This window comes from Prosthecobacter sp. (genome assembly GCF_044236155.1).
Taxonomy (GTDB): Bacteria; Verrucomicrobiota; Verrucomicrobiia; order Verrucomicrobiales; family Verrucomicrobiaceae; genus Prosthecobacter.
Genome location: NZ_JBIIHA010000015.1, coordinates 100,693 through 123,741 on the forward strand (window position 1 = coordinate 100,693; position 23,049 = coordinate 123,741).

A 23,049-nucleotide genomic window follows, 5' to 3' on the forward strand; every position below is an offset into this window, starting at 1 on the left:
TGTGAGGAGAAAAGAAAAATTATACGGAGAAGGGCTTCGGATTCTGCGCCTCATGCGGATGCTCGGCACCCTTGTAGATCTTCAGCTTGCCCAAGATCGCGCGGCCAAGGCGTGTGTGGGGCACCATGCCCTTCACAGCGCGCTCGACGAGGAGCTCCGGACGGCGGGCGCGCACGCGCTCGACGTTTTCGACCTTCTGGTTGCCGACGTAGCCAGCCTTCGAGGTGTAAATCTTCTGCTGCTCCTTCTTGCCGCTCAGGCGGACTTCGGCGGCATTGAGCACGACCACGAAATCACCAGTATCGACATGCGGGGTGAAGGTGGGCTTGGTTTTGCCGCGGAGTAGATTGGCGGCGGCAACGGCCACATCGCCCAGAATCTGGTTCTTGGCGTCGATGACCCACCATGTGGGGTTGTGGTCCTGGGCTTTGGCTGAAAACGTCTTCATTGAATGCTGCTAGTACGAGAAAACTTCCCGTTGGGGAAGGAGGGGCCGCGATAGTAGGGGGACTGTCCGGGGTGTCAAGGTCGAAACCAAGTTATTCACAACGAAAAAACGAAGCCCCCGGTCCCCTGCCCTTTCACTTCCGCCAAAGCCATTTCATCGCCTCGGGAAAGAGGCTCGCTCCGTGCTTGCTGTTATGCGCACCGTCTCCGAAAACGAAGGTGTGGTCGTAGCCCTGGTAGGCCAGCGCCTTCGCCATCTGCTGGTTGGCGAGCGGCCAGTTCCCAAACGGGTTGTCGAGGTCGCCGCTGCCATCTTGAAGATAGACACGCAGCGGCTTGCGCTCCGTCAGCCGGATGATCGAAGGATACACATGCCCACCTGCCAGATCGACGTAGCTGCCGATGGTGGAGAACACCTTGCGGAACTTGTCCGGACGCTCCCATGCCACCGTGAAGGCGCAGATCGCCCCGCTGCTTGCTCCGGCGATGGCCCATCCTTCGGGATCGACGGTCAGCTTGTAGTCCTTCCGCACCTGCGGGATGATCTCTTCGAGAAGGAAGCGGGCGTAGGTGTCTCCCAGCGTGTTGTATTCCTTGCCGCGGTTGTTGTTCTTCCAAGCGCTCTGCGGCTTCGTGTCGCCGATGTGACCGGGATTGATGAAAATCGCGATCGTCGGCCGCATGTCGCCGCTGGCGATGAGATTGTCGAACACCACCGGCACCCGCCACGCGCCCTTCACGCCGACGTAATCGTGCCCGTCCTGGAAAACCATCAGATTGGCCGGTTCCTCGGCCTTGTACTGCGCCGGGACATAGATCCACCAGTCACGCTTCGTGCCCGCATAGATCTTCGACTCATGCACCGGCATCGGAATCACCTTCCCCTTCGGCACCGCCGGATTTTCCTGCGAAAGCGGGCCGAGCTTATAGTCATCCGCCGACGACGCGGACTGTGTGGAAACGATGAGCAGGACGAGTAGAGCGCGTGTCAGCATGACCGCATGATGGGGAAACGCGCAGGAAGCGTCAAGAAAATGCCGGCGTGAAGTCTCGCCGCAGAAAGCTTGCAATGCGCCAGTGGAACGCCCAGCATCGGCAGGATGGCAACGCCCGCCGATTTCTCCGCAAATCCTGCCGCCGGCACGCCTGCGGACATGCAAACCATCGCCTTGGCGAAACAAGTGACGGTGCCCGCCCTCGAAGTCACGGTGATGGGCGCAAATCCCGATTCGTCGGTGCCGTTTGTGTTCGGCAGGCAGATCGCCAAAGGCGGCATGGGTGCGATTCTGGAGGGAGAGGACTGCAAGCTTGGCCGCACCATCGCGGTGAAGGTCATGCTCGATGCTCAAGCCAGCGACGAGCAGGCGCGGCGCTTTGTCCAGGAGGCAGCGGTGCTCGGAAAGCTGGCGCATCCGAACATTGTGCCGGTTTACGACATCGGGCGCGACAGCGAAGGAGCGCTCTACTACACGATGAAGCTGGTCAAGGGAGTCACCCTCCAGCAAATCCTCGATGATCTGCGGCATGAGAAAAAAGAGGCGCTGGAGCACTACACTCTGGACCGCCTGCTCACCATCTTCCGCAAAGTGTGCGACGCCCTGGCCTTCGCCAATGCCAGCCATATCATCCATCGTGACTTGAAGCCGGAAAACGTGATGGTGGGCGAGTTCGGCGAGGTCTTGGTGATGGACTGGGGCATCGCGAAGATCCTGAATGAACCCGGCATTGAACAAGCATCCGCCGTGGTGAGTCCTCTGGCCGTACCGGGCACAGGTTCCTTCACCGCCACCATGGAAGGCGCGGTGATGGGCACTCCGAACTACATGTCGCCGGAGCAGGCTATGGGGAAGGTCAATGAACTCGACGAGCGCAGCGACATCTTCTCCCTCGGCGGCATTTTGTATGCCATTCTCACTCTGCGCCCGCCGGTGGAGGGCAAGGACGTGTGGGAGGTGCTGGAGAAGGTGCAGACGGCGAACATCAACGCGCCGACGGTGTTTGGCGCCACGACCACCGTCAAAAGCGACCCACGCGCGAAGGGCGGGGTGCTCGAAGCTGAACGAATCAAACGGCTTCCGCATCTACCCGGCGGTCGCGTGCCGGCGGCTCTTTCAGCGGTGGTGATGAAGGCGCTCACGCTCGACAAGGCGGAGCGCTATCAGAATGTCGCCGCCTTCAGCGCGGACATCGAGCGCTTCCAGGGAGGGTTCGCCACAGGTGCTGAAAACGCCGGCTTCACCAAGCAGGTGGCGATTCTCATCAAGCGCAACAAAGGCATCGTCGCCACCGCGGCGGCGGCTTGGGTGCACATCACTGTGCTGGCGGTGTGGTTTGTGCTCCATCTTCAGGCGAAGGAAAAACGTGCGACTGAGGCGGAGAGACGTGCCACCAGCTCGCTCGCCGAGGTGGCCGCCCAGCGGGATGCGAAGGATAAGGCGCGCAAGGACGCCGAGGCCGTCTCCACTTTCCTCAGCGAGGTGTTTCAAAGCCCGGACCCGGCTCGTGATGGACGCACCATCACCGTGGCCGAGACACTCGCCAGGGCCGCAAAAAAGCTGGCGAAGAACCTCACCGAACAGCCGGAGCGACGTGCAGCCCTGCAAGCCACCCTGGCGAGGACTTACGCGGCGCTCGGACTTCACCGGGATGCCATCCCGCTTCAGAGGCAAGTGCTTGATCAACGAGTTTCACGGCTCGGACGGGAAGATCCCGCCACTCTGTCAGCGATGAACGACCTCGCGGACTCCACTTATCATACCGGGAACTGGGATGAGGCACTCAAAATGCGCGAGTCGGTGCTGGGAATGCGCCGCAAGGTGCTTGGTGCCGAAGACCCGGACACGCTGACCACCATGCACTACCTGGCTTTCTCCTACCATAAGGCTGACCAGGGGAAAAAAGCCATCGCCATGCTTGAAGAGGTGCTCCCCTTGCGTCGCAAGGTCCTGGGGGAAGAGCATCCCGACACGCTGACCACCATGCACTTCCTCGCGGATGTCTATCAGCGAAATGGACGCCGAAAGGAAGGTGTCCTGCTGTTTAACGAGGTGCTGGCGCTGCGTCGCAAGGTGCTCGGTCCCGAGCACCCCGACACTCTCATGACCATGCATTATTTGGCATTGACCCAGAAGATGTTTTGGGACCCATCGCTTGGTCCCCCGGGGGACATCGTCAAGATGCTGGAGGAGGTGTTGAAGCTGCGCCGCAAGGTGCTCGGCCCTGAGCACCCAGACACTCTCATGACCCTGTTTTATTACTCACACAGCCGCGGTGGGGCTGAGGGCCTGAAGATGCGCGAAGAGGTGCTGGCGCTGCGCCGCAAGGTGCTCGGCTCGGAACACCCCGACACTCTCTTTGCCTTGAACAACATGGGCAGTTTTCTCCAAGCCAACGGGCGGCGGGGTGAAGCGATCCAATTCCAGGAGGAGGCAGCAACGCTCAGTTGCAAACTGTTTGGTCTGAAGCACCGCAGCACCGATGCCGTGGTGCGCACTCTGAGGGATGCTTATGCCGCCATGGGCGAAACCGCGAAGAACATGGCACTTGAGCAAGAGCTTGTTCAAACCATGGCGAAACCATTCTGGGCCGGCCACGCCACCGACCCGCGGGTGGCCCGGCTTTATATGGCCGGCCTGAAGTCTTCCGACATCGAGAAGCTGCAGGACGGCACCTGGTCCCTGCATCTCGGAAGGCTGCAGAATTTCAGTGATTTGTCTGTCCTTCTGCTGGCACCACCGATCAGCAAGCTGGACCTTTCCTCCACCGCCGTCACGGATATCAAACCCCTCGCGAAGCTGCCTCTCCGACATTTAAATCTCAGCTCCACGCCGGTCAGCGACCTGGCTCCGCTGCGCGGCATGCCGCTTGTCACGCTAGGGCTGTCAGGCTGCACCAAGATCACCAACCTCTCGCCGCTCGCGGAATGCCGCAAGCTCGCGGCTCTGACCCTCCCGCCAAATGCAAAGGACATTGAGTTTCTCCGCAGCCTGCCCCAGTTCGAACGTCTAAGCCATGCCCCCGATCTGTTCGACCGCGACCGGCCCGATAAAACCGCCGGCGAATTCTGGAAGGAATACGACGCGCAGCCGAATCCGGTGGAGAAGTAGTTAATGATTCAAGCGAGAGTGTCCAAGTTGAAGCTGCGGCAGCTGAAACCAGCCAATTAAGCTCTCAAAAGGGGCTGGCTCAGCGCGCAGCCCCCATAGGTGCGAACACATGACCCGCCGGGTGCACATAAGGATCACCCCGCCGCCTAGCAAAGCCTCTAAGGTCTGGCTCTGCCAACTGGTCTAGCGTCCTATCTGCGGCTTACATTATGCGGTTCGGCCGCAGCACTGCTTGAACTTCTTCCCGCTGCCGCAGGGGCATGGGTCGTTGCGGCCGACGTTGGTAGGACGGGGCTTGGGTTTGCTGGCGGCGCTGGGGAGGATGAGACGCGGGCCGGATTTGCCGGGGTCAGCCTCGGCGGATTCAGCTTCGTCATCCTCGTCTTCAGGCTGCTGCGGTGCGGGAGCGCCGCCCTGCTGTGCCGCGAGCTGGGCCAGGAAGGCCTCGAACGCGGCGAGCTGCTGCGTGCTGCGGAAGAGGTTGCCGAGGACCTCGCCGTTGATGTTGTTCATCAGCTCCGCGAAGATCGTGAAGGCCTCCTGCTTGAACTCGATGAGCGGGTCTTTCTGGCCGTAGGTGCGCAGGCTGACGCCTTCCTTCAGGGCGTCGAGCGCGAAGAGATGCTCCTGCCACAGGCGGTCGATGGCGTTGAGGAGGATCATCTTCTCGATCTCCTGCAGGGCGGTCGGGTTCGCGCCTTTAACCTTCACGTCGTAGGCGCTGAGGATCTTGTCCTTCAACCACGCGGCCTGGGCGTCGAAGTCGAGCGCCTTGAACTCGTCGTCAAAGGCGCGCAGGCCGATGGGGAAGGTGCTGTTCACCCAGTGCAGAAGGCCGTCGTAGTCGGCCATGTCGTCGCCCTTGAGATCTTTCGGCACGAAGGCGCCGAGACGCTCGCTGATACCTTTTTCCACGGCCTCGTTGATGAGGATGCGGGTGTCGTTGCTGTTGAGCACGTCGTTGCGCCATTCATAGACGACTTCGCGCTGCTGGTTCATCACATCGTCGTATTCGAGGACGCGTTTGCGCCAGACGTAGTTGCGCTGCTCCACGCGCTTCTGCGCGGTCTCAACGCTGCGGTTGAGCCAAGGATGCTGCAATTCCTCCCCTTCCTTCATGCCAAAGCGCTCCATCATCTTCGTCATGCGCTCGGCCGCGCCGAAGTTGCGCATGAGGTCGTCCTCGAAGCTGAGGAAGAACTTGCTCTCGCCGGGATCGCCCTGACGGGCCGAACGTCCGCGAAGCTGACGGTCCACGCGGCGCGATTCATGGCGTTCCGTCGCCAGAACGAACAAACCACCGAGCTCGGCCACGCCTTCGCCCAGTTTGATGTCCGTGCCACGGCCAGCCATGTTGGTGGAGATCGTCACCGCGGCACGATGACCGGCGCGGGCGACGATTTCGGCCTCCTGGCGGTGGTACTTCGCATTGAGCACGTTGTGCGTGATCTTTTGCAGCTTCAGCATGCGCGAGACCATCTCGGAGGCCTCGACACTGGCGGTGCCGACGAGCACGGGCTGGCCCTTGGCGTGCAGTTCGCGGATCAGCTCGATCACTGCGGTGAACTTCTCGCGGCGGGTCTTGTAGATGCTGTCGTTGTGGTCCTTGCGCTTCACCGGGCGGTTGGTCGGGATGGTGAGCACATCGAGGCCGTAGATGTCATGAAACTCGGCGGCGTCCGTCTCCGCCGTGCCGGTCATGCCGCCAAGCTTTTGATAGAGGCGGAAGTAGTTCTGAATGGTGATCGTGGCGAGCGTCTGCGTCTCCGCGTCGATCTGCACGCCTTCCTTGGCCTCGACGGCCTGGTGCAAACCGTCGCTCCAGCGGCGTCCGGCCATTTTGCGGCCCGTCTGCGCATCGACGATGACGACTTTGTTCTCCTCGACGACGTACTCGACGTCCTTCTCATAGAGGCAGTAGGCGCGGAGAAGCTGGCTGATCTGATGGATGCGCTGCCCTTGGTGGGAGAGGCGGTCCTGCATCTCGGTCTTCTTGCGCTGACGTGCATCTTCGGAAAGCGAGGTGTCGCCGTCGATCTCGGAATAAATGGTGGCGATGTCCGGCAGGACGAAAGCGTCCGGCTCATCGGGGCTGAGGAAATTGCGCCCCATCTCGGTGAGGTCGGCATCGTGGCTTTTTTCCTCGATGAAGTAATACAGCTCCTCCTTGAGCTTGAAGAACTCCACCTTCTGCGTGTCGGCGTAGAGGCTCAGTTCGGCCTTTTCCATCGCACGGCGCAGTTCCGGCTCTTCCATGCAGCGCATGAGGGCGCGGTTCTTCGGCTGACCGAGGTGGACTTGGAAAAGTTTTTTGCCCGCAGCCTCCATCTCGCCTTTTTCGGCGAGTTCCTTCGCCTCGGTGACGAAGCGGTTGCACAGCGTGTTCTGTCGGCGCACGAGCTGCTCCACGAGCGGCTTGTAGCGCTCGTATTGATGATTGCTCTCGGCGGCCATGACCGGCCCGCTGATGATGAGCGGCGTGCGCGCCTCGTCGATGAGCACGGAGTCCACTTCGTCCACGATGGCGAAGTAATGGCCGCGCTGCACCTGCTGCTCCTTGCTGGAGGCCATGCCGTTGTCGCGCAGGTAGTCGAAGCCGAACTCGCTGTTCGTGCCGTAGGTGATGTCGCAGCGATACTGCTCCGCACGGAGATGGCTCGGCTGGTCGTTTTGGATGCATCCGACGGTGAGGCCGAGGAATTTGTACAAGCTGCCCATCCACTCGCTGTCACGACGGGCGAGGTAGTCATTCACGGTGATGACATGCACACCACGACCGGTGAGCGCGTTCAGGAACACCGGCAGCGTGCCAACGAGCGTCTTCCCTTCCCCGGTCGCCATTTCAGCAATCATGCCGCGATGCAGCGCGATGCCGCCGACGAGCTGCACGTCGAAATGCACCATGTTCCAGCCCAGCGGCTGGTCGCAGACGATGATCTCGCGGCCGCAGAGACGACGCGCGGCATTTTTGACCACAGCGTAGGCCTCCGGGAGGATGTCGTTGAGCATCTTCTGCTCGATGGCGGCGAAGTCAGGCTGGATGGCGTTCCAGGCCTCGCGGGCGCGGTCGATGCGTGACTTCTTGTCGTCAAAACCAGCCGTGCGCCAGCGTCCCTGGGCGATGTAATCGTCCTCCAGCGCCGGGAAATGCGTCTTCAGAGCCGCGAAGTACTTCTCCACCTGCTCCAGGCAGGCATCCACCGCGGCCTCATCAGCAATGCGCAGGCCCACGCCGCCGAGGAACGGCGGGGTGTGAAACGCACGGAACTGCGCCTGCCACTTCTGCACACGCTCACGCAGGGCCTCCTCCGATTCGTTTTGCAGTCCCGCCTCGATGCGGTTGATCTCGGCCACCACGGGAGTGAGCTTGCGCACCGTGCGCTGGTTCTTGGTGCCGATGATTTTTTTGATGATCCAGTTAAACATGAGAAAAGACAATCCACCGTCCGGCTCACAGGATGGCCGGGCTTGGGGGAGGCCGAATGTGGCGGAAGTCGGCGCAGGCGCAACAACTCAAACAGCCGCCTTCGGCCGCAGCACCACGTCCTTCACCCGGCGCGGGATCATGGCGTTCCGCACCACCTCCGGCTTCACGCTGCGCAGAAAATCCATCATAATGACCGGCGACTCGACGATCATGCGTTCGATCTGGTCACGACGGTGCGTCCACGGGCAGTTGCGGTGCAGGTAGTCGAGATCGGCGAGGATTTCCTCGACGTCGCCCTCGCTGAAACCGGCGAGCTGGAAGGCATAGGGATCGGAAAGAGGCATGACGGCTGGCGGGAAGGTGCGCGGATGAAATCGAGAATGCGCGTTCCGACAAGCGCTTCCACAGCCCTTTTTGCCAATCTCAGATGTCATGTAGCAATTTCATTTTTGCCGCGTTATCTGCGCACGCATGCCCCGGATCGTCTGGCAAAACATCAACCTCACCTGGCTGTCCCTCGGGATTGTGGTGCTGGTGCTTCTGCTGCTCGTCATGGGCTATGTGAAGTCTCCGCTCCGCGGCTGGCGGCGTCTCGCGGCGATGGCGTGCAAGGCCGCCGCGCTCGCCCTCCTCGCGCTCTGCCTGCTCGATCCGCTGTGGACGCGCACCCAGCCAAAAAAAGGTGAAAACGAGGTCGTGGTGCTCGTGGACACGAGTGCGTCCCTCGATCTCGCGGAGTCCGTCGGCGGACAGACACGTGCCGCGCAGGTTCAGGCCGCGCTTGCCGACGGAAACAGCGACGCGGCATGGATTCAGGCGCTGGGCGAGGATTTCCGGCTGCGCTTGATGACCGGCGGCGCGCAAACGGTCAGCGTGCCGCATTTTCGCGGGCTGAAATTCGACGGCACACGCTCAGACTTCTCCCGCACACTCATGACGCTGCGTTCCGGCGGCACAAACCTCGCCGCCGTCGTCTTGGTCAGCGACGGGAACGCCACCGACTTCGCCGCGTGGAAGGCGGAGGCAAAGGGCGCGCCGGTTTTCACCGTGCTGGCGGGAGACAAGGCGCCGCAGAATGATTTCAGCATCACCGAGGCCAGCGTGGCTACCAGCCCCTTTGAAGACGCCCCGGTCACGATCACCGCAAGAGTGACTGGCAACGGCAAGGCGACCGTGCAGGTGCTGGGTGAGGACAAAAAAGTCGTGGCGACGGAAAAAGTGACGCTCAACAGCGGCACGCCGCAAACCGTGCGCCTCCGCGTGCCGGTGGCGAAGCCGGGCGTGAGTTTTTACCAACTCGCTCATCAAAGCGAGGGCATGCAGGAGGCCACGCTGGCGAACAACACCCGCCTCCTCGCTGCTGATCGCGGTGCGGGGCCCTATCGCGTGCTCTATGTCACCGGCAGGCCGAACTGGGAGTACAAATTCCTCCGCCGTGCCATCGCGGGTGATGATGACATCCAGATGCCCGCGCTGGTGCGCATCGCGAAGCGGGAGCCGAAGTTTGAATGGCGCGGACGTGCCGGTGAGAGCGTGAATCCGCTGTTTCGCGGCTTTGGAGCGAAGGATGGTGAGGAGGCGCAGCGCTACGACCAGCCGGTGATCATCCGTCTCGGCACCAAGGACGCGAAGGAACTCAGCGACGGCTTCCCGAAGGCCGCGGAGGACTTGTTCGCCGAATTTCGCGCCATCATCCTCGACGACATCGAGGCGGCGTTTTTCACGCAAGAGCAGATGAACCTCATCGAGCGCTTCGTGAGCGAGCGCGGCGGCGCGCTGCTGATGCTCGGCGGGCAGGAATGTTACCGCGCTGGAGGTTATGACAACACGCCCGTCGGGCGCATGCTGCCGGTTTATCTTGATCAAACAGCGAGCGGACCAGCCATCGGCGATGCGCGGTTCAACCTCACGCGGGAAGGCTGGCTGGAGTCGTGGATACGTTTGCGCACAGACCGTGCCGATGATGAGAAGCGCCTCGCCTCCATGGCGGCGTTCCACTCCGTGAACCCAGCCTTCTCGATCAAGCCGGGCGCGAGCATCCTGGCGACCGTTTCTGATGCCCAGAACTCATATCCTGCGATCGCCGTGCAGCGCTTTGGCGAAGGACGGGTGGGCAGCGTGCTCGTCGGCGATGTGTGGCGCTGGGGCCTGCATGATGAGGATTCGCACAAGGACATGGACCGCTTCTGGCGGCAGATGATGCGCTGGCTCGTCGTCGATGTGGCCGACGCGGTCACCTTTGCCGCCGAAATCGACGCCGCGGACCGCGAACGCGTGAAACTGGCTGTGCGTGTGAGGGATCGTGCCTTCAAGGCGAACAGCGATGCCATCGTGAAAGTCGAAGTCACTCAGCCGGACGGCACGAAGTCGCAGCTTTTCGCCGAACCGAGCCTGAAGGAGGCCGGACTCTTCGAGACGGAGTTTTTTGCGGGCAAACCCGGCTACTACCGCGCCACCACGACGGTCGAAGACGCCGAAAAACGCACGCCGCTGGGCACGAAAGCCGTCGGCTGGACGCATGACCCGCTGGCGATGGAATTCGCGAGGCTGGAGCCGAACCGCGACTTGATGAAACGCCTCGCCGACGAGACGGGCGGGAAGATGCTCGCCCTCGATGAAATCGACAAACTGCCTGAGATGCTGAAAAACATCCGCGTGCCGGTGGAGGTGACGCTTTCGACTCCGCTGTGGCACACCCCATGGATCTTCGCCGCGATTTTGCTGCTGCTGCTCGGTGAGTGGATGCTGCGAAGAAAAGGAGGCATGGCATGAGACTCTGGCTTTTCATTCTCCTCACCTGCTCCCTCCAGGCACGCGACCTCGACGTCATCATCGTGCGCGGCGCGGATGGCGCGGAGGAATATGGGAAGAAGTTCAGCGCGCAGGTAGAGGCATGGAAAGCCGCATGCGCGAAGGGCGAGGCGACGGTGGAAATCATCAGCGGCGCGGAAACCACCGCGAAGCTCGAAAAACGTCTCGCGGAGACGAAAGCTGACCGTCCGCTGTGGCTCGTGCTGATCGGTCATGGCACGTTTGACGGCCGTGAGGCCAAGTTCAACGCCGAGGGGCCGGATTTTGACGCGAAGCAGCTCGCAGCGTGGCTGGCACCGCTGAAACAGGAGGTCGTGGTGATGCATTGCGCCTCTTCGAGCGGTGGATTCGTGCGTCCGCTGGCTGGAAAAAGCCGCATCATCATCACGGCGACCAAAAGTCCCGATGAAGTGTTTTATGCACGATTCGGCGAGCATTTCGCCGAGGCCGTCGGCGGCCTGCCGGAGGCCGATCTCGACCAGGACAAGCAGGTTTCCCTACTAGAGGCCTTCCGTCACGCCAGCAAAACGGCGGCGACTTTTTATGAGAACGAAGGCCGCCTCGCCACCGAGCATGCTTTGATCGAAGACAACGGCGACGGCGTGCCCACGCGACGAGAAATGCTCGAAGCGCCGCCTGCCGAGGCGAAGCTCGACGGCGAACGCGCCGGACAGCTCGTCCTCGTGCTCAGCGAGGAGGAAAAGATGCTCACCGACGCTCGGCGTGCGAAGCGCGATGCGCTGGAGAGCGAATTGAAGAAGCTCAAGGAGCAACGCGCCAAGCTGGGAGACGATGATTATTACTCGAAGCTCGAAAAGCTGCTGCGGGAGCTGGGCGAGGTTTATTCGGGCTCATGAACCTCCTGCTGGAGCTTCTTCCTTCGTTTGCCGCCGCAGCTGCGATCCTGGTGTTGATCGTGGTTGCTGCGGTTCACTTCGTCCGCTGGCTGGAACGTTCCCGAATCGTCGCGGTCAAAGGCAGCGAATCAGCAGGATCAAAGTTGTTCCATGATGACGAATGGGACCTCGTCGTTGATGGCCGCGAGGTCGCCAGCCTCATTCCCACCGGGCCGCCCGAAGATTTGAACACGAGCTTCATCACCTTCGACCTCAAGGTGGTTTCAGGTCACGAGGCTGAAGTCGAAGACCTTCTGCATCATCACAATAAACGTGCCCCGGAAGACGAACGTGTGTGCTTCCGCTCACGCACACGGGAGGAAGTGATGATGAAGGATTCGCAGGTGCTGGGCACGCTGAGGGAAGGCGGAAAACAGTTCACCATGAAGGCTTATCCGGCCGAAGCACCATCGAAACAGATCAGGGATCATCCCTGCCCGCCACATAATCCCGAAACGCCTGCGCCACCCGCTGCGTGACAGCGCCGGAAATGCCCGGCATCTCGCGCTGGTCGATGCGCGCCAGCGGATGCACATCCCGCGTGCTGGAGGAAAGGAAGGCTTCGTCACAGGTTTGCAGCATCGAAATGGGCATGACAGTTTCTTCGACCGGAATCGCCGCCGCTTCACATGCCTCGATCACGAGGGCGCGCGTGACACCCGCGAGGCAGCCGGAGCTGAGCGGCGGCGTTTGCACGCGGCCATTGGCGACGATGAAGATGTTCGTGCCCGCGCCTTCGCAAAGCTCGTCACGCGTGTTCGCGAAGATGGCTTCTCCAGCGCCCTTCGCATGCACGAGGGCCAAAGCGCGCACGTTGTCTCCATACGACGTGGATTTCACACCGGCGAGGGCGCTGCGCTCGTTGCGCGTCCAAGGCACGGTGATGACGGACTCCGTGGGGGGCCAGGGTTTGAGAGCCGTCGCAGCCACGGTCATCGTAGGCGGCGAATCACCACGATCAGAGCCAAGCGGGCCATTGCCACTGGTCAGTGTGACGCGCACACGAGCATCACTCAAGCCGTTGGCCTGCATCGTGGCGACAATGGCGACGCGACACGTTTCCAGAGACGGTGGCGGGATGTCCATGGCCGCGCAGGAGGCGACAAGCCGCTTCCAGTGACGCGTGAGTGTGAAGGGGCGGCCATCTCGTGCCACCAACGTCTCAAAAACACCATCGCCCACAAGAAACCCGTGGTCGAAGGGCGAAAGACAAGCCTCGTCAGTGCGGATGACGCGGCCATTGAGCCAGATGTGGGCGGGAAGATTCATGCGGCATGATGGCCGGGCATGAAGGAATCTCAACCAACGCAACTTTGCGCTTGCACCGGCGGGAGGATGCGCCACTATCGCGGCCCAACGTTTTTGCGGGTGTAGCTCAGTGGTAGAGCACTTCCTTGCCAAGGAAGATGTCGCGCGTTCGAATCGCGTCACCCGCTCCATCTCTCACAGAGAGATTCATTCACGATTTCAGCATGTACGTCTGGTCCAAACTCTCCGCCGCCAAGTTTGCGGATGCCTGGGAGGAACGATTCCCCGCCAGCGCCGATGCGACCCTCGTCATCACCACCGTTCCCGGTAAAGATTCCATCCGTGTGGAAGTTTACTGCCCGGCGGCTTCGCGGGCCAAGGCCATTCAAAACGAATTCGGCGGCAAGGTGCGGCATTTGAAGCCGCAGAACTGGGCCGCGCTGTCCTCCAAAGCACCTCAACCGGTCAAAGTGCGGGAGACCTTTGTCATCTGCGCCGCCCGCACGGAGGCGGAGATCGCCAAGGCGCGCAAAGCCTTCCCCAAACGCGAAATCATCGCCGTGCCCGCTGACATGGCATTCGGCACCGGCCATCACGCCACCACGGCAACCGTGCTTCGGCTAATCGTCGATGCGGCCAAGGATCTGAACCAGCGCGGCCGTCCGTGGAGTCTGGCGGACATCGGCTGCGGCAGCGGCATCCTCGCCATCGCCGCAGAAAAGCTCGGTGCCAGTCGTGTCTGGGGCTGCGACTTCGACCCCGCCGCCGTGCGCATCTCAAAAGAGAACGCCGAACGCAATCACACGCCGAAGGCCCGCTTCACGAAGGTCGATGTGCTGAACTGGCAGCCGAAACAGACCTGGGACATCGTGGCCGCGAACATCTTCCACGACGTGCTGGAGGCCGCGTTCCCGCAGTTGGTGCGCTCCATCACCCCCGGCGGCGTGCTGATGCTCTCCGGGATTCTGCGCACGCAGGCGAAGGATTGTCTCGAAGCTGGCAAACGAGCCGGTTTGAAAATCGAAAAGGTCATCACCCGGGGGAAGTGGGTGACGGCAGTCGCACGCTCAAAGTGACCGTGAGAAGGGTTTTAACGGCCGCTTAACCAGCCTGATTTAAGCCTTGAGTTTGGAGTCTTTGATCCCTAACTTTAAGTCGTTCCACATTGTTCCCCATGATTGCCGATCCCGCGTCCTCCTCCGACGGAGCTGCTGCCAGCCCGGCCAGGAAGCGTCAGCGGTTTCTGAAGACGGCGACCGAAGGCAACCGCATCGGTCTGCTGCCCACGGAAGGATGGCGGAAGCGGAACATGCAGTTCCTTAATGAGGTGCTGATCCCGACTTTGCTGGCTCCGCGTAAGCCTGGCATGGACTTTGGCAGGCTGCCGGTCGCGGCCACGGAGGAAATCGGTGTGACCTGGCTCGGACACGCGGGCTTTTTTGCCCAGGTGGGCGGCGTGAACATCGCCATCGACCCGAACTGGGCGCTGTGGCACGGCCCGGTGAAGCGGGTGCGTCATCCCAGCGTCTGGGCGCATGACCTGCCGCCCATCGACCTCGTGCTGGTGACGCATGCGCATTACGACCACCTGCACCTGCCCAGTCTGAGAAAGCTGGCCGCCGCGCAGCCGATCATTGTGCCGGAGGGCGTGGGCAGTCTGGTGAAGAACTGTGGCTTCGGACACATCGTGGAATTGAAAACCTGGCAGAGCGCCACTTTTCAGGACCTGCGCATCACGCTGACTCCGGCGCGGCATTGGGGCGCGCGCATGATCCATGACACACACCGCGGCTTCGGCGGCTTTTTGGTCAAATCGCCCGAGCGCTGCCTCTTCCACTGCGGTGACAGCGCCATGTTCGACGGCTTCCAAGAGATCGGCAAACGCGCCAGCATCGACCTCGCCCTCATGCCGATTGGCGCCTACGACGCGCCCAGCGGACGCCCTGTGCACATGAATCCGGAAGAGGCCTTGGACGCCTTTCAGATGCTGGGAGCCCATTCGATGGTGCCGATGCACCACGACACCTTCCCGCTCGGTGGCGAACCGATCCACGAACCTGCCGAGCGTCTGGTCAGGGCGGCTCTCGAACGGCAGATCGAGCACCGCGTGCGCCTGCTCCGAGAAGGCGAATCCGCGATTTATTGAGTGAAATCGCACCCCCTTCTCACTCTCATCGCCGCAGTGTCGGCGGATGGTTTTATCTCCAGAGGCCGAGGGGTGCCTTGGAATCTCCCGCGTGACAAAACGCACTTCCGGCAGGCCACGGACGGCCAGTGGCTGCTCATCGGACGGCGCACTTATGAAGAAATGCTCGGCTGGTTCCGCAACCACCATCCCTTGGTGCTCACGAACCGCGAGACATTCACCCCGCCGGTGGGCAAAGCCGTTTCAAGCGTGGAGGAAGCGCTCGAAAGCGCCGGACGGCAGGGAGCGCGGGAATTGTTCGTCTGCGGCGGTGGCGGCGCCTACGAGGCGGCCATGCCGCTGGCAGACCGGCTGGTTTTGACGCATGTGGACACGGTTTTGGGCGGTGGTGTCCCCTTCCCGGCTTTTCGCCCTGAGGACTGGCACCTTTCCTCGCAGCAGGCCTTTCCAGCCGATGCTGGCAACCCGCACGCGCTGGTTTTTGCGACCTACGAAAAGCTTCCCAGGCCAAAAAGCGCCTGAAGATTCACATTCCCGGAAAATTTGGTGTGAGCAGATTCGTGTTTGGTGTATCTAAAACCCGCTGATGAGCTACCAACCACGGTTTTTATCCGCCCTAGCCGCATCCGCTGCGGCGACGGTCATTTTTTGCATCGGATGCAGCAGCCTGAACACTTCTGCCCCGGCCACCGCGTCCACCTCCAAATCAGAAAACAAGGATGCCGTTCTGGTCAAATCGCCGCTCGACCTCAGCTTCCTGCTCAGCATGAGCTTCGTCGAGGCCAAGAGCATCTCGACGCAGCAGCTTGAGTTTCCGCCGTATCTGAAAATCGCCGCCGACTCCATCGAGGTCTTCAAATACACCGCCGACGGCAAACCGCGCAAGGCACGCGCACGCGGCAAGGTCTTCATTGAGATGAATTTCGGGGAGCCGGCCAAGGCCCTCTGCCAGGAGGCCTTCATCACCGACGACGAGATCATTCTGCGCGGAACGCCGATCCTCCAACGCGGCGGCAGCATGGTCGAGGGTCTCGATGAGAGCACCATCTTCTACATGTTCGGCACCTCGCTGCGCGTGATCGGCCTGCACAAGGTCAACAACCAGAACGAGGTCGCGTCCTTGCTTCCCGCCCTCGGCACTTGGGCCCAGGGACCCAACCCGCTCCTGCCTCCGCTCACCGAAAGCGCCGTGCCTTCCAACATTCGCGACTCCATGCAGCGCGCCGCCGAAGCCGAGATGCTGCACCAAAAGACCCGTGAGATCTACGGTCCGGCCAATGCGCCTGCGGAGAATCCTCCCGTTCCACAGCCCAAGGTCGAAAAAGAGCCTGAAAAAACCAAATCTGCACCTCCTTCGACCTCGGCAGTCACCAAAAAGCCGATGATCGAGGTCCGCCGCGCCCTGCCGAGCAAGCCGTCTTTCTGGAGCCGCTTCCGCAAGGACAAAACCCGCGCCTAACCGACAATCGCACGCGGCACACGTCCGTGAACGTCGGTAAGCCGGTAATCACGGCCCGCATAGCGATACGTCAGCTTTTCGTGGTCCATGCCCAGCAGATGCAGGATCGTCGCGTGGATGTCATGGATGTGCATCTTGTCCACCGCCGCCTTAAAGCCGAACTCGTCGCTCTGCCCGTAGGCCGTGCCGCCTTGCGCGCCACCGCCGGCGAAGAACATCGTGAACCCGTGCGGGTTGTGGTCGCGACCGTTGCCGTTCTCGCTCACCGGCGTGCGTCCGAATTCGCCGCCCCACACGATCAGCGTGTCCTCCAGCATGCCGCGCTGCTTCAAATCACTGATCAGCGCCGCGATCGGCCGGTCGATGTCCGCCGCCAGCTTGCGTGTCGTCGCATCATGATTTGAGTGCGAGTCCCACGGCTGGCCGTTGCCATAATACAACTGCACAAACCGAACTCCACGCTCCACCAGGCGCCGTGCCATGAGGCAGCCGTTCGAGAAATGGCTCGTGCCATACATCTCGCGCACCTTCTGCGGCTCCAGATTCACGTCGAAGGCATCCGTCGCCGCGCTTTGCATGCGATAGGCCGTTTCCATCGCCTGGATGCGGCCGTTCAGCGCCACATCCGCCCCGCCACGGGCCGCCAGATGCTCCGCGTTCAGCGTCTGCATCAAATCGAGCTGCCTGCGCTGATCGGCCAGACTGAGACGTCCGTTCGTCAGCCACGGGATCATCTGCTTCGGGTCGAGATTCGAATGATTGATGTAAACGCCCTGATGCTGCGCCGGCAGGAACGCGCTGCTCCACAGAATCGAAAACCGCACCGGTTTCCCCGGACACAGCACCACGAACGACGGCAGGTTCGCATTCTCATTGCCCAGCCCGTAGCTCAACCACGAGCCCATGCTCGGCACGCGCTCCGTCATCGTACCATTGTTCATCAGCAGCAAGGCGGGACCGTGATTCGGATTGTCCGTGTGGCAGGAACGCAGCACGCACAGGTCATCCGCATGCCGCGCCAGATTCGGCAGCAGCTCGCTGATCTCCAGCCCGCTCTGGCCGTGCTTCGCAAACGCATAGGGCGATGCCAGCAGCCCGCCGGTCGGACGTTCCGTGCGCAAATCGGCTCCTTGAGGCTTTTGACCGGCATATTTCGTCAGCCCCGGCTTCGGATCAAAGAAGTCCGGCCCAAACGGCCCGCCGTTCATGAACAAATGAATCACCCGCTTCGCCTTCGGTGTGAAATGCGACCGCGGCGCCGCATGGATCGTCGAAGCAAGCCCCAACGCCCCCAAACCACCGCCCATGCGGGCCAGCAGTTCACGGCGTGAGAATGCGGAGAGATCTGACATCACCGAAAATACGCATCTTGGCCCGCATCCTTGCGCTCCAAGCGACTCACGGGCCACGAGTTGATCAAGATGTTGATCAAACCGACGCCTTCGCTTTCCGCTCGGCAGCCAAAGCGGCTTTTTCGGCGGCTAACTGGGCGGCGGCGGCGGCGAGACGGGCCTTCTGCTTGGCCTCGTATTCAGCAAGGGATTTGGCGCGGGCCTCCGCTCGGCGAGCACGGGCCTCTTCCTCGATTTGCTCGGCTTTTTTCCGCTCAGCCTCCTCCTGAGCCTTCGCAGCGGCGAGTTCGGCGGCACGTTTCTCCTTCTCAATCCGCTGGGCCTCCTTCTCGGCCAATTGCTGGGCTTTGAGCGCTGCCTTTTCGGCCTCCGCTTGTTCCTTGGCGAGACGGGCAGCTTCCTTCGCGGCCGCTTTCTCGGCGGCTTCCTGTTCCTTCGCCAGGCGGGCGGCTTCCTTGGCTTCCGCAGCGGCGGCCTTCTCCGCCTCCTTTTGCGCCTGCGCGGCGGCCTTGGCCTCGGCGGCGGCGGCCATCGCGGCCATGCGTTCAGCGAGGAGACGTTCTTTTTCAGCAGCCTTCGCGGCAGCCTCCTGTTCCTTGGCAATGCGGGCGGCTTCCTTCGCAGCAGCCTTTTCGGCATCAGCCTGCTCCTTGGCAAGACGCGCAGCTTCCTTCGCTTCCGCCGCGGCGATTCGGGCGGCCTCTTTTTCCGCGAGCGCCTGGGCCCTCGCGGCGGCCTTTTCAGCCGCTTCCTGTTCCTTCGCGATGCGGGCGGCTTCCTTCGCCTCGGCGGCGGCGGCTTTCTCCGCCTCCTTCTGCGCCAATGCCGCGGCCTTGGCTTCGGCGGCGGCGAGGACGGCGGCCATGCGCTCCGCGATGGCGCGTTCTTTGGCGGCGGCCTTTTCGGCAGCCTCCTGTTCCTTCGCCAGGCGTGCGGCCTCCTTCTCCGCAAGTGCGCGTGCCTTCGCAGCCTCCTTCTCGGCAAGTTCCTTCGCTTTGATCGCGGCGGCGGCGGCCTTGATCGCCTCAAGTTCCAGCAGCGCCTGCGCCTTCGCGGCAGCGGCGGCTTCCTCCTTGGCAATGCGTGCCGCCTCTTTCTCCGCCAGCGCCTGTGCCTTCGCGGCTTCTTTGGCCGCGATGTCAGCAGCGGTCTTGGCCTCCATCGCGGCGTTGAGCTGCGTGACGTGGTCGATCAAACGCTGGCTGAGTTCGGCGGATGCGGTGGTGAGCTCAGGCACAGCCTCGGCAAGCACCCGGGGCTCGTACTCCAGCGACTGGAGTTTCTGGGCGGTTTCGGCAAGGAGTGAAAGGAATTTGGGATCGAGCTTCGTGGTCATCGCAATGGTCGGAAAAAGGGCGGGGATGAATGGTGAGCGATGGGCCGGTGTAAAGCCAAGATGCGCCCGTCGCAGGTGATCCTGCTTGTTCTTGTTCTCCTACTCGTCCTCCTACTCTTACTCGTCCTCGATTCTGCCACGCCGTCCGCACCTGCAGGCATCCAAATCCACGCCAAGCAGGCGCAGGGTAAGCTCCTGCGCCGTGGACGCTCGCGGTGCGCAATGATCGAAGTCGAGTTCGAGTAGGAGGACGAGGACGAGGACGAGGACGAGGACGACGAAGAAAACTCAATCCACAAACAGCATCTCATTGCCCGCCAGCAGCGCCTGCGCGTATTGCGACCATGTCACGGCGCCGTTTTCATGGCCGCTGATAAAGGCACCGGCCGCCGCCGCTTCTTTGGCGCTCGGTTTGCGATCAAACAATCGCGCATAAATCTCGGTCACGCCGTGATTCATCGCCCATTTCCCGAACACATCGGCCTGCTGCTGCATGAAGGGCGAATTGAGCGCGAACAGCCCCTGCAACGGTGTGATCGTCTCGGTGCGCCAGGGATTGTGAGCGCCGGGATCGGGCACGTCATGAATGCGCAGCATCGGGTCCATGTCCTGCCGGTCCGAAGCGCCGTAGAGCGAGCGGCGGGTGTTCTTCAAGTCGCTGATCGACGAGGCCGGGCCGCCCATCTTGAGATCGATCTGGCCGGAAGCCGTGAGGATGGCATCCCGCCACGCCTCCCAGTCCAGCCGGCGGCGCAGCATGCGGGCATAGAGTTTGTTTTCCGGGTCACGCTTCTCCGATTCCGCTGCCACGCTGCTCTGCTGCCAGGTGGCGGAGTTCAAAATCTCGCGGTGCAGCCATTTGATCGACCAGCCGTGCTCGATGAAGCGCCCCGTCAAATCGTCGAGCAGTTCAGGATGCGTCGGCAGTTCGCCGAGGTTGCCAAACTCGCTCGGCGTGTCCACCAGGCCGCGGCCGAAGTGATGTTTCCACACGCGGTTCACGATCACGCGGGCCGTCAGCGGCGCGGCGTCCTCGACCAAAGCCTGAGCCAGCTCCAGGCGGCCGCTGCCCGTGGTAAATTTGCGCGGCAGGCCGGTCTTCGACGGGAAGGCGGACAGGAACCGACGCGGCACCGTCTCGCCGAGGTCGTTTGGGTTGCCGCGCTTCATCAGTTCGAGATCGCGGGCCATGCCCGTCTTGTAGTCGAGCTTCGTGCCGTGCTCTTTTTCCTTTTTCACGACAAACAGCGCCGCCTCCTCCACGGCGTTTGCCATCGCCATGTTGTAGTGCGGTGTGTTGCTCTTGATCGCCTCCATCTTCGCCTGCAAGGCCGCGGTCTGCTCCTTCAAATCCTTCGGCTTCTTCTTCGCCAGCTCCTTGATCTGCCTGTCGAGCGACGCGACCTCGGCGCGGGCCTTTTCCACCGGCTTCCAGAACTCATCCGTCATCGTCGGCAGCTCGGAGAGCTTCACGGACGCGAACACGCCGGCGAGCGCGTAGTAGTCCTGCGCCGTGATCGGGTCGGACTTGTGATCATGGCAGCGTGCGCAGGCCAGCGTGAGGCCAAGGAAGGTGCGCCCGATGGCATCCACATGCTCCTCCCATTCATCCGCCACCGTTGTCTTGATGATCTCCGGCGGCAGTTGCAGCTCTTTAAAATACGTCGGGCTTAGGCCGATAAAGCCGAGAGCCACGCGGTCCTTCGGTGCGCACTCGGGAAGAAAGTCCGTCGCGAGCTGCCGCACCACAAAGCGGTCATACGGCATGTCTTCATTAAACGCCTGCACCACCCAGTCGCGGTAGAGGTAGGAATACTTCGTCGAATCGAGCCAGTCCGGCGTTTGATCCGTGTAACGCGCCAGATCGAGCCAGTGGCGGGCCCAGCGTTCGCCGTAGTGAGGATTGGCCAACATACCGCGCACTTTGTCGGACCAGTCCGACGCGTCCGAAACATCGGACGGTGGCAAGCCGGTTAAATCAAAGGCCAGCCTGCGCTTCAGCACCCGCTCGTCCGCCCTTGGCGCAGGCTTCAGGCCCGTCGCCTCCATCTTCGCGAGGATGTAGTAGTCGAGCCGCGTCTTCGGCCACGCGGTGTCTTTCACCTGCGGCAAGGCGGTGCGCTTCAGCGGCCCAAAGGACCACGGCACCGGCTTCGGGCCTTCGTCTTTCTTTGCCAGCACAAATCCCGCCGATGCCAGCAGCAGCAGCAGGCCTCTCGAAAGGGGGCTCAAAGGGGTGAAAAACACCTCCAAACTACAGCCCTCGCCCCACGGAGCTTTCAAGTCTCCGCTCGTCATTCATCATTCCGGATTCATCATTTTCCCGCCCCTTGTGAATTTTTTCACAAATCCCGGTTGCCGCGCTTATTCACACTGGAATACTGCGCTCCATGGCCTCCCCCGTCCAGTATCTCCCCGGCAAAGAACCTCACGCCCGCGAACACCGTCTGATCTTCAAAAACGTCGATCGCGTCGGCTGGAACACCTCCATCGAATGCGCGATGGCTGACGGCGGCTATGAGATGCTCAAAAAGGCCCTCAAGATGGAGCGCAGCGCCATTACGAACGAAGTGAAGGCCAGCGGCCTGCGTGGCCGTGGCGGCGCGGGTTTCCCCACTGGCGTGAAATGGGGCTTCATCCCGCCCACGAACACCAAGCCGGTGTATCTCATCTGCAACGCCGACGAATCCGAGCCCGGCACCTTCAAAGACCGCTACATCCTCCATCAAGACCCGCATCAGCTCATCGAGGGCATGACGATCAGTTGCTTCGCCGTCGGAGCGAAGCTGGCCTACATCTACATCCGCGAGGAGTTTCCCCAAGCTGCCATCATCGTCGAAAAGGCCATCGCGGAGGCCCACGAGAAGGGCTTCCTCGGCAAAAACATCCTCGGCAGCGGCTTTGACTGCGAGATCTTCGTCCACCGCGGTGCCGGTGCCTACATCTGTGGCGAGGAAACCGGCCTCATCGAGTCCCTCGAAGGCAAGCGCCCCTACCCGCGCATCAAGCCGCCGTATTTCCCCGCCGCGCTCGGCCTCTACATGAGCCCCACCATCGTGAACAACGTGGAGTCCCTTTGCCATGTGAAGCACATCCTCCAGATGGGCGGCGCGGAATACGCCAAGCTCGGCACGCCGAACAACACCGGCACCCGCATCCTCTGCGTTTCCGGCGACGTGCAAAAGCCCGGCTACTACGAAGTCGAAGTCGGCAAAGTGACGATGGGCGAGGTCATCAACGACCTCTGTGGCGGATTGAAACCCGGCCGCAAACTGAAGGCCATCATCCCCGGCGGTTCCTCCGCCAAGGTCCTGCGTGCCGATGAAAAGTTTAAGCTCAAAGACGGTCGCGAACTCACCATTTGGGACATTCCCATGGACTTCGACACCATGGCGGCCTGCGGCACCATGGCCGGTTCCGGTGGCGTCATCATCATGGACGACAGCCGCAGCATGAGCTGGGTCATCAACAACCTGAACAACTTCTACGCCCACGAGAGCTGCGGCCAGTGCACGCCCTGCCGCGAAGGCAGCCTGTGGATGAAAAAGATCAGCGACCGCATCGTCTCTGGCAACGCCAGCCCCGACGACGTGGACACCCTGGAAAGCGTCGCCGTGCAAATCGACGGCCGCACCATCTGCGCCTTCGGCGAAGCCAGCGCCTGGCCCACCCAGTCCTTCGTCCGCAAATTCCGCGACGAACTCAAAGCCGACTGCAAAGCCGACCTCGCAGGGAAGATCGTGAACGAAGAGACGCTCGTCGCCGCGGCGGGATTGGCTTCCGCGTAGCGCAACACGTGAGGGTTCCGATCTAGAAGCCTT

General features: G+C 61.9%; 17 protein-coding genes and 1 tRNA gene. 10 read left to right on the forward strand and 8 right to left on the reverse strand.

What is annotated here, in order from left to right; translation table 11 throughout:
- Nucleotides 1-19 precede the first annotated feature (19 nt).
- Nucleotides 20-448: a 50S ribosomal protein L13 gene (rplM, locus tag ACILSE_RS14230; protein ID WP_395718071.1), complete on the reverse strand. Its 429-nt coding sequence runs from the start codon at nt 446-448 to the stop codon at nt 20-22.
- A 133-nt stretch (nt 449-581) separates the two neighbouring features.
- Nucleotides 582-1,442 (reverse strand): alpha/beta hydrolase, encoded by an 861-nt coding sequence (locus tag ACILSE_RS14235; RefSeq protein ID WP_395718072.1) that lies wholly within the window; start codon nt 1,440-1,442, stop codon nt 582-584.
- Nucleotides 1,443-1,547: 105 nt separating this feature from the next.
- Between ACILSE_RS14235 and ACILSE_RS14240 the strand changes: the two genes are divergently transcribed.
- Nucleotides 1,548-4,553, forward strand: a complete 3,006-nt coding sequence (locus tag ACILSE_RS14240; RefSeq protein ID WP_395718073.1) for a tetratricopeptide repeat protein — start codon at nt 1,548-1,550, stop codon at nt 4,551-4,553.
- 207 nt (nt 4,554-4,760) lie between these two features.
- On the opposite strand, the gene secA is transcribed toward ACILSE_RS14240, so the two are convergent.
- Together secA and ACILSE_RS14250 are read right to left on the reverse strand one after the other, a co-directional pair.
- The gene (secA, locus tag ACILSE_RS14245; RefSeq protein ID WP_395718074.1) at nt 4,761-7,979 is read right to left on the reverse strand and encodes a preprotein translocase subunit SecA; all 3,219 of its coding nucleotides are present in this window, start codon (nt 7,977-7,979) and stop codon (nt 4,761-4,763) included.
- A gap of 87 nt (nt 7,980-8,066) precedes the next feature.
- Complete coding sequence (locus ACILSE_RS14250) at nt 8,067-8,324, reverse strand: hypothetical protein (protein ID WP_395718075.1); 258 nt, start codon at nt 8,322-8,324, stop codon at nt 8,067-8,069.
- 127 nt (nt 8,325-8,451) lie between these two features.
- Here ACILSE_RS14250 and ACILSE_RS14255 point away from each other — a divergent pair, with 127 nt between their 5' ends.
- From ACILSE_RS14255 to ACILSE_RS14265, 3 genes are read left to right on the forward strand one after another with little or no spacing between them, the layout of a single operon-like run.
- Complete coding sequence (locus tag ACILSE_RS14255) at nt 8,452-10,752, forward strand: hypothetical protein (protein WP_395718076.1); 2,301 nt, start codon at nt 8,452-8,454, stop codon at nt 10,750-10,752.
- Complete coding sequence (locus ACILSE_RS14260; protein ID WP_395718077.1) at nt 10,749-11,648, forward strand: hypothetical protein; 900 nt, start codon at nt 10,749-10,751, stop codon at nt 11,646-11,648. The genes ACILSE_RS14255 and ACILSE_RS14260 overlap by 4 nt, the downstream gene beginning before the upstream one ends.
- Complete coding sequence (locus ACILSE_RS14265) at nt 11,645-12,166, forward strand: hypothetical protein (protein WP_395718078.1); 522 nt, start codon at nt 11,645-11,647, stop codon at nt 12,164-12,166. Before ACILSE_RS14260 ends, ACILSE_RS14265 begins: the two co-directional genes overlap by 4 nt.
- On the opposite strand, the gene ACILSE_RS14270 is transcribed toward ACILSE_RS14265, so the two are convergent.
- Nucleotides 12,108-12,956 carry an aminotransferase class IV gene (locus tag ACILSE_RS14270; protein WP_395718079.1) on the reverse strand — a complete coding sequence of 283 codons (849 nt, stop codon included), beginning with the start codon at nt 12,954-12,956 and terminating at the stop codon, nt 12,108-12,110. The two genes, ACILSE_RS14265 and ACILSE_RS14270, sit on opposite strands and share 59 nt — an antisense overlap.
- A gap of 95 nt (nt 12,957-13,051) precedes the next feature.
- Between ACILSE_RS14270 and ACILSE_RS14275 the strand changes: the two genes are divergently transcribed.
- From ACILSE_RS14275 to ACILSE_RS14295, 5 genes are all read left to right on the forward strand, one after another.
- Nucleotides 13,052-13,126 (forward strand) — tRNA-Gly (locus ACILSE_RS14275).
- A 33-nt stretch (nt 13,127-13,159) separates the two neighbouring features.
- The gene (locus ACILSE_RS14280; protein ID WP_395718080.1) at nt 13,160-14,011 is read left to right on the forward strand and encodes a 50S ribosomal protein L11 methyltransferase; all 852 of its coding nucleotides are present in this window, start codon (nt 13,160-13,162) and stop codon (nt 14,009-14,011) included.
- Between the two features lie 98 nt (nt 14,012-14,109).
- The gene (locus ACILSE_RS14285) at nt 14,110-15,081 is read left to right on the forward strand and encodes an MBL fold metallo-hydrolase (protein ID WP_395718081.1); all 972 of its coding nucleotides are present in this window, start codon (nt 14,110-14,112) and stop codon (nt 15,079-15,081) included.
- Nucleotides 15,082-15,603: a dihydrofolate reductase gene (locus ACILSE_RS14290; protein ID WP_395718082.1), complete on the forward strand. Its 522-nt coding sequence runs from the start codon at nt 15,082-15,084 to the stop codon at nt 15,601-15,603. It begins immediately after the preceding gene.
- A gap of 64 nt (nt 15,604-15,667) precedes the next feature.
- Complete coding sequence (locus ACILSE_RS14295) at nt 15,668-16,540, forward strand: hypothetical protein (RefSeq protein WP_395718083.1); 873 nt, start codon at nt 15,668-15,670, stop codon at nt 16,538-16,540.
- On the opposite strand, the gene ACILSE_RS14300 is transcribed toward ACILSE_RS14295, so the two are convergent.
- The 3 genes from ACILSE_RS14300 to ACILSE_RS14310 all read right to left on the reverse strand — a co-directional run bounded on the left by ACILSE_RS14300 (nt 16,537) and on the right by ACILSE_RS14310 (nt 21,460).
- Nucleotides 16,537-17,892 (reverse strand): DUF1501 domain-containing protein, encoded by a 1,356-nt coding sequence (locus ACILSE_RS14300; RefSeq protein WP_395718084.1) that lies wholly within the window; start codon nt 17,890-17,892, stop codon nt 16,537-16,539. The two genes, ACILSE_RS14295 and ACILSE_RS14300, sit on opposite strands and share 4 nt — an antisense overlap.
- A 76-nt stretch (nt 17,893-17,968) precedes the next feature.
- A complete protein-coding gene (locus ACILSE_RS14305; protein ID WP_395718085.1) occupies nt 17,969-19,228 on the reverse strand; it encodes a hypothetical protein in 1,260 nt (419 codons plus the stop codon).
- Nucleotides 19,229-19,516: 288 nt separating this feature from the next.
- Complete coding sequence (locus tag ACILSE_RS14310; RefSeq protein ID WP_395718086.1) at nt 19,517-21,460, reverse strand: DUF1553 domain-containing protein; 1,944 nt, start codon at nt 21,458-21,460, stop codon at nt 19,517-19,519.
- Between the two features lie 158 nt (nt 21,461-21,618).
- Here ACILSE_RS14310 and nuoF point away from each other — a divergent pair, with 158 nt between their 5' ends.
- Nucleotides 21,619-23,016, forward strand: a complete 1,398-nt coding sequence (gene nuoF / locus ACILSE_RS14315; protein ID WP_395718087.1) for an NADH-quinone oxidoreductase subunit NuoF — start codon at nt 21,619-21,621, stop codon at nt 23,014-23,016.
- Nucleotides 23,017-23,049 lie beyond the last annotated feature (33 nt).